The sequence below is a fragment of the Mesorhizobium sp. DCY119 genome (genome assembly GCF_003590645.1).
In the GTDB taxonomy this organism is placed as follows: domain Bacteria; phylum Pseudomonadota; class Alphaproteobacteria; order Rhizobiales; family Rhizobiaceae; genus Mesorhizobium_M.
Map to the genome: position 1 here is coordinate 2,227,143 of NZ_CP031834.1, position 13,728 is coordinate 2,240,870.

General features: G+C 61.8%; 14 protein-coding genes. All 14 read left to right on the forward strand.

Annotation, left to right across the window (positions count from 1 at the left end; translation table 11 throughout):
* The 14 genes from DZG07_RS10760 to DZG07_RS10825 all read left to right on the forward strand — a co-directional run bounded on the left by DZG07_RS10760 (window position 1) and on the right by DZG07_RS10825 (window position 13,465).
* A complete protein-coding gene (locus DZG07_RS10760; RefSeq protein ID WP_091915095.1) occupies window positions 1-312 on the forward strand; it encodes a pentapeptide repeat-containing protein in 312 nt (103 codons plus the stop codon).
* Window positions 312-2,393 carry an NADH-quinone oxidoreductase subunit NuoG gene (gene nuoG / locus DZG07_RS10765; protein ID WP_119816830.1) on the forward strand — a complete coding sequence of 694 codons (2,082 nt, stop codon included), beginning with the start codon at window positions 312-314 and terminating at the stop codon, window positions 2,391-2,393. The genes DZG07_RS10760 and nuoG overlap by 1 nt, the downstream gene beginning before the upstream one ends.
* Window positions 2,394-2,400: 7 nt before the next feature.
* Window positions 2,401-3,444, forward strand: coding sequence for an NADH-quinone oxidoreductase subunit NuoH (gene nuoH / locus DZG07_RS10770; protein WP_119816833.1), 1,044 nt, complete (start codon window positions 2,401-2,403; stop codon window positions 3,442-3,444).
* On the forward strand, window positions 3,444-3,635 hold the full coding sequence (locus DZG07_RS10775) for a hypothetical protein (protein WP_091914930.1): 192 nt from the start codon (window positions 3,444-3,446) through the stop codon (window positions 3,633-3,635). Before nuoH ends, DZG07_RS10775 begins: the two co-directional genes overlap by 1 nt.
* Window positions 3,636-3,637: 2 nt before the next feature.
* Window positions 3,638-4,129, forward strand: coding sequence for an NADH-quinone oxidoreductase subunit NuoI (gene nuoI, locus DZG07_RS10780; RefSeq protein ID WP_091914932.1), 492 nt, complete (start codon window positions 3,638-3,640; stop codon window positions 4,127-4,129).
* Window positions 4,130-4,257: 128 nt separating this feature from the next.
* Window positions 4,258-4,878: an NADH-quinone oxidoreductase subunit J gene (locus DZG07_RS10785; protein WP_091914934.1), complete on the forward strand. Its 621-nt coding sequence runs from the start codon at window positions 4,258-4,260 to the stop codon at window positions 4,876-4,878.
* A gap of 2 nt (window positions 4,879-4,880) precedes the next feature.
* Window positions 4,881-5,189: an NADH-quinone oxidoreductase subunit NuoK gene (nuoK, locus tag DZG07_RS10790; protein ID WP_091914936.1), complete on the forward strand. Its 309-nt coding sequence runs from the start codon at window positions 4,881-4,883 to the stop codon at window positions 5,187-5,189.
* Between the two features lie 12 nt (window positions 5,190-5,201).
* Window positions 5,202-7,190 (forward strand): NADH-quinone oxidoreductase subunit L, encoded by a 1,989-nt coding sequence (gene nuoL / locus DZG07_RS10795; protein WP_119816836.1) that lies wholly within the window; start codon window positions 5,202-5,204, stop codon window positions 7,188-7,190.
* The gene (locus DZG07_RS10800; RefSeq protein WP_119816839.1) at window positions 7,190-8,695 is read left to right on the forward strand and encodes an NADH-quinone oxidoreductase subunit M; all 1,506 of its coding nucleotides are present in this window, start codon (window positions 7,190-7,192) and stop codon (window positions 8,693-8,695) included. Before nuoL ends, DZG07_RS10800 begins: the two co-directional genes overlap by 1 nt.
* Window positions 8,696-8,708: 13 nt before the next feature.
* Window positions 8,709-10,145, forward strand: coding sequence for an NADH-quinone oxidoreductase subunit NuoN (gene nuoN / locus DZG07_RS10805; RefSeq protein WP_091914942.1), 1,437 nt, complete (start codon window positions 8,709-8,711; stop codon window positions 10,143-10,145).
* Between the two features lie 4 nt (window positions 10,146-10,149).
* A complete protein-coding gene (locus DZG07_RS10810) occupies window positions 10,150-10,977 on the forward strand; it encodes a biotin--[acetyl-CoA-carboxylase] ligase (protein ID WP_119816841.1) in 828 nt (275 codons plus the stop codon).
* Between the two features lie 20 nt (window positions 10,978-10,997).
* Window positions 10,998-12,668 carry a ribonuclease J gene (locus DZG07_RS10815; RefSeq protein WP_119816844.1) on the forward strand — a complete coding sequence of 557 codons (1,671 nt, stop codon included), beginning with the start codon at window positions 10,998-11,000 and terminating at the stop codon, window positions 12,666-12,668.
* 107 nt (window positions 12,669-12,775) lie between these two features.
* The gene (gene mce / locus DZG07_RS10820) at window positions 12,776-13,180 is read left to right on the forward strand and encodes a methylmalonyl-CoA epimerase (RefSeq protein ID WP_119816847.1); all 405 of its coding nucleotides are present in this window, start codon (window positions 12,776-12,778) and stop codon (window positions 13,178-13,180) included.
* 3 nt (window positions 13,181-13,183) lie between these two features.
* Window positions 13,184-13,465 carry a DUF1467 family protein gene (locus DZG07_RS10825; protein ID WP_119816850.1) on the forward strand — a complete coding sequence of 94 codons (282 nt, stop codon included), beginning with the start codon at window positions 13,184-13,186 and terminating at the stop codon, window positions 13,463-13,465.
* The last annotated feature ends 263 nt before the right edge of the window (window positions 13,466-13,728 follow it).

The following is a 13,728-nucleotide window of genomic DNA, read 5'->3' on the forward strand; positions in this document are numbered from 1 at the left end:
ATGGAGATACACGACAAACGCGATGTTCTCGACGTGCGTGACGCCACGGTGGCGAACTCGCGCTTCGACAACACGAACCTGTCCAACACGCAGTTCCACAACACGAATTTGTCGAATACGGCGTTCGTAGACGTGCTGTTGTGCAATTCGCGCATTGTCGACGCCAACATGTCGAACGCGTATTTCTCCGACATCGACCTGACGAATGTGAAGATCGAGAAAGCGAATATCGCCGGGATGACGATCAACGGCATCGCCGTCGATCAACTTCTGAAAGACTACGAAGCGGCGCAGGCCGCCGGGGGCAAGTGATGGCTAAACTCAAGGTCGACGGCACAGAGATCGAAGTTCCCGATCACTACACGCTTCTGCAGGCGGCGGAAGAAGCAGGCGCGGAAGTGCCGCGCTTCTGCTTCCACGAGCGTCTTTCGATTGCCGGCAATTGCCGCATGTGCCTGATCGAGGTGAAGGGCGGACCGCCCAAGCCGGCGGCATCCTGCGCCATGGGCGTGCGCGACCTGCGCCCCGGCCCGAATGGCGAGGCGCCGGAAATCTTCACCAACACGCCGATGGTCAAGAAGGCCCGCGAAGGCGTGATGGAGTTCCTGCTGATCAACCATCCGCTGGACTGCCCGATCTGCGATCAGGGCGGCGAATGCGACCTGCAGGACCAGGCGATGGCCTTCGGCGTGGATTCGTCGCGCTACAAGGAAAACAAGCGCGCCGTCGAAGACAAATATATCGGCCCGCTCGTCAAGACGATCATGAACCGCTGCATCCATTGCACGCGCTGCGTCCGTTTCACCACGGAAGTCGCTGGCATTTCGGAACTCGGCCTGATCGGCCGCGGCGAGGATGCAGAGATCACCACCTATCTCGAAGAGGCGATGACCTCCGAGTTGCAGGGCAACGTCATCGACCTTTGCCCGGTCGGCGCGCTGACCTCCAAGCCCTACGCCTTCCAGGCGCGTCCGTGGGAGCTGACCAAGACCGAATCCATCGACGTCATGGACGCCGTCGGCTCGGCCATCCGCGTGGATTCGCGTGGCCGTGAAGTGATGCGCGTCATGCCGCGCGTCAACGAGCAGGTGAACGAGGAGTGGATCTCCGACAAGACCCGCTTCATCTGGGACGGGCTGCGCACGCAACGCCTCGACCGGCCCTATGTGCGCCGCGACGGCAAGCTCCAGCCGGCAAGCTGGGCGGAAGCCTTTGCAGCCATCAAGGGCGCGGTGTCGAAGACTGCCAGTGACAGGATCGGCGCGATTGCCGGCGATCTGGCAGCCGTCGAGGAAATCTATGCGCTGAAGCAGCTCATGGCTTCGCTCGGCTCAGCCAACATCGACAGCCGGCAGGATGGTGCCGCACTCGACCCTTCGCTCGGCCGCGCCAGCTACATCTTCAACCCGACCATCGAAGGCATCGAGCAGGCTGACGCCGTGCTGATCATCGGCGCCAATCCGCGCTTCGAAGCTTCGGTGCTCAACGCCCGCATTCGCAAGCGCTGGCGCATCGGCAATCTGCCGGTCGGCGTTATCGGCGACATGGGCGACCTGCGCTACGACTACGAAATGCTCGGTGCCGGCCCGGAATCGCTCAAGGAACTGGCCGACGGCAAGGGCAAGTTCTTCTCGGTTCTGAAGAAGGCCGCCCGCCCGCTGATAATCGTCGGGCAGGGCGCTCTGGCGCGCGAAGACGGTGCGGCAGTGCTCGGCCTTGCGGCAGCACTTGCGGGTTCGGTCGAAGCCGTGACGGACGAGTGGAACGGTTTTGCGGTGCTGCATACGGCGGCAGCACGTGTCGGCGCACTCGATGTCGGCTTCGTGCCGGGCGAGGGCGGCAAGAACGTCACGCAGATGCTGGGTGGTACGGATGTGCTGTTCCTGCTCGGCGCCGATGAGCTTGACCTGAAGGCTGCCGGCGATGCCTTCGTCGTCTATGTCGGTACTCATGGCGATGCCGGCGCACACCGCGCCGATGTCATCCTGCCGGGTGCTGCCTATACGGAAAAGTCCGGCACCTTTGTGAACACGGAAGGCCGCGTCCAGCAGACCAACCGCGCCGGTTTTGCGCCGGGCGACGCCAAGGAAGACTGGGCGATCCTGCGCGCGCTGTCGGACGTGCTCGGCCACAAGCTGCCGTTCGATTCCCTGCCGCAGCTTCGCGCCAAACTCTATGAGGCGCATCCGCATCTGGCCGAGATCGACGAGATCGCCGCCGGCAACGCAGCCGACATCGCCAATGTAGCAAAGCTTGGCGGCAAGATCGGCAAGGCGGCGTTCGTGTCGCCGGTCGCGGATTTCTACCTGACCAACCCGATCGCGCGGGCTTCCGCCGTCATGGCCGAGTGTTCGGCCCTGGCGAAGGGCGGCTTCAAGCAGGCAGCCGAGTAGGACGAACATGGATACTTTCTTCTCAATCTACGTCCTGCCCGGGCTGATCATGCTGCTGAAGTCAGTGGTGATGATCGTCGTCCTGCTGATCTTCGTCGCCTATATTCTCTACGCCGATCGCAAGATCTGGGCGGCGGTCCAGCTGCGTCGCGGCCCGAACGTCGTCGGCCCCTTCGGTTTGCTGCAATCCTTCGCCGATCTGTTCAAGTTCGTCTTCAAGGAGCCGGTCATCCCGTCCGGCGCCAACAAGGGCGTGTTTCTGCTCGCGCCGCTGGTTTCGGCGGTTCTGGCGCTGGCCGCCTGGGCGGTCATCCCGGTCAATGAAGGCTGGGCGGTTGCCAACATCAATGTCGGCATCCTCTACGTCTTCGCCATCTCCTCTCTCGAGGTCTATGGCGTCATCATGGGCGGCTGGGCTTCGAATTCGAAATACCCGTTCCTCGGCGCGCTTCGCTCGGCCGCGCAGATGGTGTCCTACGAAGTCTCCATCGGCTTCGTCATCGTCACTGTGCTGCTCTGCGTCGGCTCGCTCAATCTCACCGATATCGTGCTGTCGCAGCGCGATGGCATCGGCACCATACTCGGCCTGCCCAACACCTTCCTCGACTGGCACTGGTTGGCGCTGTTCCCGATGTTCGTCATCTTCTTCATCTCGGCGCTGGCCGAGACGAACCGGCCGCCTTTCGATCTGGTGGAAGCGGAGTCCGAACTCGTCGCCGGTCACATGATCGAATATTCGTCGACGCCGTTCCTGCTGTTCTTCCTCGGCGAGTATGTCGCGATTGTGCTGATGTGCGCGCTCACCACCATCCTGTTCCTGGGTGGCTGGCTGCCGCCGTTCGATTTCGCACCGTTCACCTGGGTGCCGGGCGTCATCTGGTTCGTGCTGAAAGTCTGCTTCGTCTTCTTCATGTTCGCCATGGTGAAGGCCTTCGTGCCGCGCTACCGCTACGACCAACTGATGCGCCTCGGCTGGAAGGTGTTCCTGCCGATCTCGCTGTTCATGGTCGTGGCAACCGCTGCGTTCCTGAAGATCACGGGACTGGCGTGATGGGCGCGGGCACGATCGGCATACTGGTCGGGCTGGTGATCGCGGCGGCGGATTTCCTGCTGCTGCGCATGCTGGCCGGCCGTGTCGATCTGCCCGAGACCAAGCGCGTGCTTAACATTACCGGCCTGAGCCAGTTCGTGCTCCTGCCTATCATCGGCTACTTCGTAGCCCCATACGTAATCGGAGATTGACGATGTCAGCTCTAGCCCAGGCGGCCAAATCGCTGCTCCTCAAGGAGTTCGTCGGCGCCTTCTTCCTGTCGATGCGGATGTTCTTTTCGCCCAAGCCGACGCTGAACTACCCGCATGAAAAGGGTCCGGTCAGCCCGCGCTTCCGTGGCGAGCATGCGCTGCGCCGCTATCCGAATGGCGAGGAGCGCTGCATTGCCTGCAAGCTGTGCGAGGCGATCTGCCCGGCGCAGGCCATCACCATCGAAGCCGGACCGCGCCGCAACGACGGCACGCGCCGCACGGTTCGTTACGACATCGACATGGTGAAGTGCATTTATTGCGGCTTCTGCCAGGAAGCATGCCCGGTGGACGCGATCGTCGAGGGACCGAATTTCGAATTCGCGACGGAAACGCGCGAGGAGCTCTACTACGACAAGGACAAGCTTCTGGCGAATGGTGACAGGTGGGAGCGCGAGCTTGCGCGCAACATCTCTTTGGATGCGCCCTATCGCTAAGACGAGAATCATGGACGAGCCGGGATTGCTCGTCTAAGGAACACGCGGTTTTGCCGACCGGAGGCGGTGGCGAACCCAAGCGAGCCCGGTGCAATGCCGGGGCTTGAGAAGGAAACTGGGGGAACCCAATGCTGAATGGACTAGAGGCGGCCTTTTTCTACCTCTTTGCCTTTATTGCCGTGGCGTCGGCCTTCATGGTCATCTCCGCGCGCAATCCTGTGCATTCGGTTCTCTATCTGATCCTGACGTTCTTCAACGCGGCAGGCCTGTTCCTGCTGACGGGCGCCGAGTTCCTGGCGATGATCCTGCTGGTCGTTTATGTCGGCGCGGTGGCGGTGCTGTTCCTGTTCGTCGTCATGATGCTGGACGTCGACTTTGCCGAGCTGAAGTCGGGCGCGCTGCAATATGCGCCGATCGGCGCGCTGGTCGGGTTGATCCTTGCCGCCGAGCTTATCGTCGTCACCGGCGGCTATGCATTTGCGCCGCAGCTTGCGACCGCGGTCGCCAAGCCGACGCCGGATATCGCCACGCGCACCAACACGGCAGCGCTCGGCGACATCCTCTACACGGATTACATTTTCTACTTCCAGGTGGCCGGCCTGATCCTGCTGGTCGCGATGATCGGCGCGATCGTGCTGACGCTGCGCCACAAGGAAGGCGTCAAGCGCCAGAGCATTTCGGCGCAGGTAGCCCGCACGCCGGAGACCGGAATGGAAATCAAAAAAGTCGAGACGGGCAAGGGAATCTGACGATGGAAGTCGGCATCGCACACTATCTGACCCTTTCGGCGATCCTGTTCACGCTCGGTGTGTTCGGCATCTTCCTGAACCGCAAGAACGTCATCGTCATCCTGATGTCGATCGAGCTCATCCTGCTGGCGGTCAACATCAACTTCGTGGCCTTTTCGGCAGCGCTCGGCGACATGGTCGGCCAGGTCTTCGCACTGTTCGTGCTGACGGTCGCCGCCGCCGAAGCGGCCATCGGTCTTGCTATTCTCGTCGTCTTCTTCCGCAACCGCGGTTCGATCGCGGTCGAAGACGTCAACATGATGAAGGGTTGACGGGACACAACCATGTACCAGGCAATCGTCTTCCTTCCACTTCTGGGCTTCCTGATCGTCGGCCTTTTCGGCACGTCGCTCGGCGCAAAGGCATCCGAATACATCACCTCGGGCTTCCTGGTGATCGCGGCCGTTCTTTCGTGGGTCGCGTTCTTCCAGGTCGGCTTCGGCGAGAGCGAAGTGTTCACCGTGCCGGTGCTGCGCTTCATCGATTCCGGTTCGATGCAGGCCGATTGGGCGCTGCGCATCGATACGCTGACGGTGGTCATGCTCGTCGTCGTCAACACCGTATCGGCGCTCGTGCACATCTATTCGATCGGCTACATGCACCACGACCCGCACCGGCCGCGCTTCTTTGCCTATCTGTCGCTGTTCACCTTCGCCATGCTGATGCTGGTGACGGCGGACAATCTCGTACAGATGTTCTTCGGCTGGGAAGGGGTGGGCCTTGCGTCCTACCTGCTGATCGGATTCTGGTACAAGAAGCCGTCGGCCAATGCCGCGGCCATCAAGGCCTTCGTCGTCAACCGCGTTGGCGATTTCGGCTTCATCCTCGGCATCTTCGGCGTGTTCGTGCTGTTCGGTTCGGTCAGCTTCGATGCGATCTTCGCAACGGCAGCCTCTTACGCTCCGGTTGAAGGCGCGCACGAGGCGACCGCTGCCGTGTTCAACTTCCTCGGCTATGAGCTCGATCGCGGTGCCGCGCTGACGGTCATCTGCCTGCTGCTGTTCATGGGCGCCATGGGCAAGTCGGCGCAGGTGCCGCTGCACACCTGGCTGCCGGACGCGATGGAAGGCCCGACCCCTGTGTCGGCGCTTATCCATGCCGCGACCATGGTCACCGCCGGCGTCTTCATGCTGGCGCGCCTGTCGCCGATCTTCGAGCTGTCGCATACCGCGCTCACAGTCGTGACCTTCATCGGCGCTCTCACTGCTTTCTTCGCGGCCACCGTCGGCCTTGTCCAGAACGACATCAAGCGCGTCATCGCCTATTCGACCTGTTCGCAGCTCGGCTACATGTTCGTCGCGCTCGGCATGGGCTTCTACTCGGCGGCGATCTTCCACCTGTTCACGCATGCCTTCTTCAAGGCGCTGCTGTTCCTCGGTTCGGGCTCGGTCATCCATGCCGTCTCCGACGAGCAGGACATGCGCAAGTTGGGCGGGCTGCGCAAGCTGATCCCCACCACCTACTGGATGATGGTCATCGGCACGTTGGCGCTGACCGGCGTCGGCATCCCGGCGACGATCATCGGCACCGCCGGCTTCTTCTCCAAGGACGCGATCATCGAGGGATCCTTCGTCGGCCATAACCCGGCTGCCGGCTTTGCCTTCATCGCCCTGGTCATCGCTGCCGTGTTCACCAGCTTCTACTCATGGCGCCTGATCTTCATGACGTTCCACGGCAAGCCGCGCGCTACCGCCGATGTCATGCATCACGTCCATGAATCGCCGCCGGTCATGCTGGTGCCGCTGTTCATACTCGCCGTCGGCGCACTGTTTGCCGGTGTGATCTTCCACGACCATTTCATCGGCGAGGGCTATTCCGAGTTCTGGAAGGCCGCGCTCTACATCCTGCCGGAAAATCACATCCTGCATGATTTCCATGGCGTGCCGGTGTGGGTGAAGCTTGCGCCATTCGCGGCCATGATCCTCGGCTTCGGCGTCGCTTACCAGTTCTACATCCGCTCGCCGGAGACGCCGAAGTACCTCGCCAGCCAGCATCGCGGCCTCTACGCGTTCCTGCTGAACAAGTGGTATTTCGACGAGCTTTACGACTTCCTGTTCGTGCGTCCGGCCAAGCGGCTTGGCACGTTCCTCTGGAAGAAGGGCGACGGTGCCGTCATCGACGGCCTCGGCCCGGATGGCATCTCGGCCCGCGTGGTCGACGTCACCAACCGCGTCGTCAAGCTTCAGACCGGATATCTCTATCACTACGCATTCGTCATGCTGATCGGCGTCGCCGCCCTCGTCACCTGGATGATGCTCGGGAGCACTTTCTGATGACCGACTGGCCAATTCTTTCTACGGTCACGTTCCTGCCGCTGGTCGGCGCATTCCTGATCCTGCTGATCAGGGATGACAACGACAGCGCGCGGCGCAACATCCGCAACGTCGCGTTGCTGACGACGGTGTTCACCTTCCTGCTTTCGATCTTCATCTGGGCTGGCTTCGACAACGCCAATCCGGGCTTCCAGATGGTCGAGAAGTCGCCTTGGCTGGACTCGGGCATCTCTTATCATATGGGCGTCGACGGCATTTCGATGCTGTTCGTAATCCTGACGACGTTCCTGATGCCGCTCTGCATCCTGGCGAGCTGGCAGGCGATCGAGCATCGCGTCAAGGAATACATGATCGCGTTCCTGATCCTGGAAACGCTGATGATCGGCGTGTTCTGCGCGCTGGATATCGTGCTGTTCTACGTGTTCTTCGAAGCCGGCCTGATCCCGATGTTCATCATCATCGGCGTCTGGGGCGGCAAGCGCCGCGTCTATGCCAGCTTCAAGTTCTTCCTTTATACGCTGCTCGGCTCAGTGCTGATGCTGCTCGCCATCATGGCGATGTTCTGGCAGGCCGGCACGACCGATATCCCGACACTGCTGACGCACAGCTTCCCGGCTCATATGCAGACATGGCTGTGGCTGGCCTTCTTCGCCTCCTTCGCGGTGAAGATGCCGATGTGGCCTGTCCACACATGGTTGCCCGACGCGCACGTCGAAGCGCCGACGGCAGGCTCGGTCATCCTGGCCGGCATTCTCCTGAAGATGGGCGGTTACGGCTTCCTGCGCTTCTCGCTGCCGATGTTCCCGGAGGCGTCGCTCTATTTCCAGCCGCTGGTTTTCGCGCTTTCCGTCATCGCCATCATCTACACCTCGCTGGTGGCGCTGATGCAGGAGGATATGAAGAAGCTGATCGCCTATTCGTCGGTCGCCCACATGGGCTACGTGACCATGGGCATCTTCGCGCTCAACCAGGAAGGCATCCAGGGTTCCATCTTCCAGATGCTGTCGCATGGTCTGGTCTCCGGCGCGCTCTTCCTTTGCGTCGGCGTGGTCTATGACCGCATGCACACCCGCGAGATCGCGGCCTATGGCGGCCTCGTCAACAACATGCCGAAATATGCGGTGGTGTTCCTGATCTTCACCATGGCCAATGTCGGTCTGCCCGGCACCAGCGGTTTCGTCGGCGAGTTCCTGACGCTGCTCGGCGCCTACAAGGCCAACACCTGGGTGGCTCTGTTTGCCGCGACGGGCGTGATCCTGTCGGCCGGCTATGCACTGTGGCTCTACCGCAAGGTGATCTTCGGCGCGCTGTCGAAGGAAAGCCTCAAGAGCCTGCTCGACCTTTCGACGCGCGAAAAGGCGATCATCTATCCGCTGGTCGTGCTCACCATCTTCTTCGGCGTCTACCCGGCTCCGGTCCTCGACGCGACCGCAGCCTCGGTGCAGGCGCTGGTCAACAACATCACCGTATCGCTCGACGCCGCGAAAACCGCGGCTGCGAACTGACAGGGACGGGCATATGACGCCGGAACTTTACTCAAGCCTCTCGCTGGCCCTGCCGGAACTGATCATCGCTGGCGGTGCGCTCGTGCTGCTTATGATCGGCGTTTATTCGGGCGAGCGCGCCAACAGCACCGTGACCGGGCTCGCCGTTGCGATCCTGATCGGAGCGGGCGCGTGGATGCTGCTGTTCGGTGGCACAGGCAAGGCGTTCGGCAATGTCTTCGTCAGTGATCCGTTCGCGGTGTTCATGAAGGTCTTGATGCTGGTCGGCTCTGCCGTGACGCTGATCATGTCGGTCGGTTTTGCCAAGGCGGAAAAGTTCGACAAGTTCGAATATCCGGTTCTGATCCTGCTCTCGACTGTCGGCATGATGCTGATGATCTCGGCCAACGACATGATCACGCTCTATCTCGGCCTCGAACTGCAGTCGCTGGCGCTCTATGTCGTCGCTGCGATCAACCGCGACAGCGTGCGCTCGACCGAAGCCGGCCTGAAGTATTTCGTCCTCGGCGCGCTGTCGTCGGGCATGCTGCTCTACGGTATTTCGCTGGTCTACGGCTACACCGGTCACACCGGCTTCGATGCGATTGCAGCCACGCTCTCGGGTGCCGACCGCCAGCTTGGCCTGGTCTTCGGCCTGGTGTTCGTGCTTGCGGGCGTTGCCTTCAAGATCTCGGCCGTGCCGTTCCACATGTGGACGCCGGACGTCTATGAAGGCGCTCCGACGCCGGTGACAGCGTTCTTTGCCTCCGCGCCGAAGATGGCGGCGATGGCGCTGATGGTGCGCATCACCATGACCGCTTTCGAGCCGATCGCCGCCGACTGGCAGCAGATCGTCGTGTTCATCTCCATTGCCTCGATGGTGCTGGGTTCGTTTGCCGCGATCGGCCAGAAGAACATCAAGCGCCTGATGGCCTATTCGTCGATCGGCCATGTCGGCTTCGCGCTGGTCGGCCTTGCCGCCAACACCGAGACCGGCGTGCGCGGCGTTGCCATCTACATGCTTATCTATCTGGTGATGACGCTTGGCACCTTCGCCTTCATCCTGGCCATGCGGCGCAAGGACGGCAATGTCGAGCAGATCAGCGATCTCGCCGGTCTCTCGACCACCAATCCGATGATGGCGACAATCCTGACCATCCTGATGTTCTCGCTGGCCGGCATTCCGCCGCTCGCAGGCTTCTGGGCCAAGTGGTACGTCTTCCTCGCCGCCATCAACGCCAATCTCTACACGCTCGCCGTCATCGGCGTGCTGGCTTCGGTGGTGGGTGCCTATTACTATCTGCGCATCATCAAGATCATGTGGTTTGACGAGCCGGTCGGCGGCTTCCTGCCGATGGCTGGCGAGCTGCGGCTGGTGCTTGGCGCTTCCGGCGCGTTCGTCCTGTTCTACGTATTCTTCGGCGGGCCTGTCGGGCGTGTGGCTGAGGCCGCTGCCAAGACGTTCTTCTGACGGCATGGGATTCCAGCTCGCTCCGACCGCAGTAGCCGAAGGCTTTCGCCTCGAAGCGCATGACACTGTCAGCTCGACCAACATCATCGCCTTGGAGCGGGCGCGGGAAGGGGACGCGGGCAGGCTCTGGGTCGTCTCCAAGCGTCAGGAAAGCGGGCGCGGCCGCCGGGGCCGCGTCTGGGCGACGCCGGAAGGCAATCTTGCCGCAACGCTGTTGCTGATTACCGGTCGCGATCTGAAAATGGCTGCCACGCTCGGCTTCGTAGCCGGACTGGCGCTGGCCGACGCGCTCAACGCCGTGGTGCCGAACGGACGCATCGCGATTGCGCCCGATGGTGGCAGCGGCGAGCGCGGAAACCGTTTCGAGCTGAAATGGCCGAACGATGTCCTGGCGCAGGGCGGCAAGCTTGCCGGCATCCTGCTTGAATCGACAATGCTCGACGGTGATCGTGTAGCATTGGCCATTGGCATCGGCGTCAATGTCGTCGCATATCCCGAGGACGTTCCCTATCCGGCGACGTCGCTGAAAGCGCTGGGCGCGACTTGCGACGCCGAGACGCTGTTTCTTGCGCTCTCGGACGCATGGAGCGAAAATATGCGTCGATGGGACGAAGGGCGAGGGCTGGAACATATCCGCCAGCGCTGGTTGTCGCGTGCCGCCGGGCTTGGCGGACAGGTAGCGGTTCGGGTCGACGGGAATATCATTCGCGGCGTGTTCGAAACCATCGACGAGGACTGCCGTTTCGTCATTCGCGACGACAGCGGCGCGATCCAGAAAATTGCTGCCGGCGATGTGCATTTCGGTGCGGTCGCGTCGGCCGGCGCGGCCTGAACGGCCTGAGAGGAAAGAGAATGGCGAAATCGCGAGAAGCCGAACTCGTATTCGCGCCGCTGGGCGGCGTCGGCGAGATCGGCATGAACTTCGCGCTCTATGGCTTCGGGCCGGTCGACAAGCGCGAGTGGCTCATCGTCGATGTCGGCGTGACATTCCCGGATGCGACACTTCCCGGCGTCGATCTGGTGCTGCCCGACACGCGCTTCATCGAAGGCGAGCTGCACAATCTGCGCGGCATCGTCATCACGCACGCCCATGAGGATCACTACGGCGCATTGCTCGACCTCTGGCCGCGCCTGAAGGCGCCGGTCTGGATGACGCCGTTCTCTGCCGGCCTGCTGGAAGCAAAGCGGCAATCCGAAAGCGGCGCGCCGAAGGTGCCGGTGACGATCTACCGCGCCGGCGAGACCTTTACCGTGGGACCGTTCACGGTCGAGGCCATCCCGGTCAGCCACTCCATTCCCGAGCCGGTTTCTCTTGCCATCACCACGCCGCTGGGCACAGTCATCCACACCGGTGACTGGAAGATCGATCCCGCACCGGAGATCGGCCCGAAGACCGACGAGGCGCGGTTCCGCGCGCTCGGCGATAAGGGCGTTCTGGCGCTGATCTGCGATTCTACCAACGCTTTGCGTGAGGGCGACTCGCCGTCCGAGCAGGCCGTGGGCGAGGGCATTCGCGGCGTCATCGAGAAGGCTCCCGGCCGCGTCGCGGTCACCACCTTCTCGTCCAATGTCGGGCGTATCCGCTCCATTGCCGAGGCCGCACGTGACACCGGCCGCCAGGTCCTGCTGCTCGGCCGCTCTTTGAAGCGCGTCGTCGATGTCGCCTCGGAGCTTGGCTACATGGATGGCCTGCCGGAATTCGTCTCCGAGGAAGACTACGGCTACATTCCGCGCGAAAACCTCGTCGTCATCTGCACCGGCAGCCAGGGTGAATCGCGGGCAGCGCTTGCCAAGCTGGCGCGCGACGAGATGAAGACCGTGGCATTGTCGCCGGGCGATATCGTCGTCTTTTCCTCGCGCACCATTCCGGGCAACGAAAAGGCCATTCTCGAGATCAAGAACCAGCTCATCGATCAGGGCATGAAGATCATCGAGGACAGCGATGCGCTGGTGCATGTGTCGGGCCATCCGCGCCGCAGCGAGTTGCGCCGCATGTATGAGTGGACGCGCCCGCGTATCGCGGTGCCGGTCCATGGCGAAGCAGCGCATCTCGTGGCGCATGGCTCCCTGGCCACGGCCTGCGGCGTGCCGGAAGTGGCGCAGGTGCGCGACGGCGACATGCTGCGGCTCGCACCGGGTGCGGCCGAAATCATTGACCAGGTGCCGTTCGGTCGCGTCTACAAGGACGGCAAGCTGATCGGCGACGACGAGGCTGTCGGCATCCGCGACCGCCGCAAACTGTCCTTTGCCGGTCACGTCGCCGTCAATGTCGTGCTCGATGACAAGTATGAACTGTCCGGCGATCCCGATATCGTCGCCATCGGCGTAGCCCGAACCGACCAGCGGGGCGAAGATATCGAAGACCTGATGCTGGATGCGGCAATCGGCGCCGTCGACTCCATACCCCGTCAGCGCCGAAAAGACCTCGACCTTGTCCAGGAAGCGGTGCGCCGCGCCGTTCGCTCGGCCGCCAACGAAGCCTGGGGCAAGAAACCGCTGGTGACGGTGTTCGTCACGAGGTGAGTGAGTAGTGAATAGGGAGTAGCGCGTAGCGAATAGCTTATGGATATTCGTTGCCTTGCTTGTTCCCTACTCGCTACTCCCTATTCACTGTCTCGGGGATGTGAACAATGCTAGGCCGTTTGAACCATGTCGCAATCGCGGTGCCGGATCTGGCAGCCGCAAGTGCCGTCTATCGCGACACGCTGGGCGCTACGCTGACCGAACCTCAGGTGCTGCCGGAGCATGGCGTGACGGTCGTGTTCATCAACACCGGCAACACCAAGATCGAGTTGCTCGAGCCGCTGGGGCAGGGGTCACCTATCGCCGCCTTCCTGGAAAAGAACCCCTCCGGCGGCATGCATCACATCTGCTACGAGGTCGATGACATCATCGCCGCCCGCGACCGCCTGAAAGCTGCCGGCGCACGTGTGCTGGGCGACGGCAATCCCAAGATCGGCGCCCATGGCAAGCCGGTGCTCTTTCTGCATCCCAAGGATTTCCTGGGAACGCTGGTCGAACTGGAGCAGGTGTAAGTCATGAGCTGGATTTCGGTCGCCGCGATCTACTTCATCATCTGGTGGACGGTGCTGTTCGCCACACTGCCTTTCGGCCTGAAGACGCAGGACGAGACCGACGACGTTACGCTTGGCACCGTGCCGAGTGCGCCCGGACGTCCCCATATGCGAAAGACCGTCATTCGCACGACGATTGTCTCGCTGATCATCTTCGGTATTTTCTATTACGTCACGAAGGTGATGGGCCTTGGTTTCGACGATATTCCGAGCCTGGTTCCTGAATCGATCCTGCACGCGGGCTAATCGCATCGTCTGATGCTCGCTGCCATGCGGGTCCGATCAATACTCTAATATATGATAATTTTAGTCTAGTATTTAAGACTAACGCTGGTTAAGCTGCAGCATTCCTTCGCACCTTATGGGTCTGAGGGAAGTCGGCTAAGCTGTTGACTGCACAAAAAAAATGCAAGGCACAAGGCCTTGCAAATTAAACGCGTCCGATCTGCTTTCCGTCACCGGCGGCTGCGTATTATCGCGCCTAGATCGCATCCTCCCAAGACTTTGAC

What these genes read in the sequence shown, in the direction of transcription:
- DZG07_RS10760 (WP_091915095.1), top strand. Translation starts at nt 1, where the DNA reads ATGGAGATACACGACAAACGCGATGTTCTCGACGTGCGTGACGCCACG.
- nuoG (WP_119816830.1), top strand. Translation starts at nt 312, where the DNA reads ATGGCTAAACTCAAGGTCGACGGCACAGAGATCGAAGTTCCCGATCAC.
- nuoH (WP_119816833.1), top strand. Translation starts at nt 2,401, where the DNA reads ATGGATACTTTCTTCTCAATCTACGTCCTGCCCGGGCTGATCATGCTG.
- DZG07_RS10775 (WP_091914930.1), top strand. Translation starts at nt 3,444, where the DNA reads ATGGGCGCGGGCACGATCGGCATACTGGTCGGGCTGGTGATCGCGGCG.
- nuoI (WP_091914932.1), top strand. Translation starts at nt 3,638, where the DNA reads ATGTCAGCTCTAGCCCAGGCGGCCAAATCGCTGCTCCTCAAGGAGTTC.
- DZG07_RS10785 (WP_091914934.1), top strand. Translation starts at nt 4,258, where the DNA reads ATGCTGAATGGACTAGAGGCGGCCTTTTTCTACCTCTTTGCCTTTATT.
- nuoK (WP_091914936.1), top strand. Translation starts at nt 4,881, where the DNA reads ATGGAAGTCGGCATCGCACACTATCTGACCCTTTCGGCGATCCTGTTC.
- nuoL (WP_119816836.1), top strand. Translation starts at nt 5,202, where the DNA reads ATGTACCAGGCAATCGTCTTCCTTCCACTTCTGGGCTTCCTGATCGTC.
- DZG07_RS10800 (WP_119816839.1), top strand. Translation starts at nt 7,190, where the DNA reads ATGACCGACTGGCCAATTCTTTCTACGGTCACGTTCCTGCCGCTGGTC.
- nuoN (WP_091914942.1), top strand. Translation starts at nt 8,709, where the DNA reads ATGACGCCGGAACTTTACTCAAGCCTCTCGCTGGCCCTGCCGGAACTG.
- DZG07_RS10810 (WP_119816841.1), top strand. Translation starts at nt 10,150, where the DNA reads ATGGGATTCCAGCTCGCTCCGACCGCAGTAGCCGAAGGCTTTCGCCTC.
- DZG07_RS10815 (WP_119816844.1), top strand. Translation starts at nt 10,998, where the DNA reads ATGGCGAAATCGCGAGAAGCCGAACTCGTATTCGCGCCGCTGGGCGGC.
- mce (WP_119816847.1), top strand. Translation starts at nt 12,776, where the DNA reads ATGCTAGGCCGTTTGAACCATGTCGCAATCGCGGTGCCGGATCTGGCA.
- DZG07_RS10825 (WP_119816850.1), top strand. Translation starts at nt 13,184, where the DNA reads ATGAGCTGGATTTCGGTCGCCGCGATCTACTTCATCATCTGGTGGACG.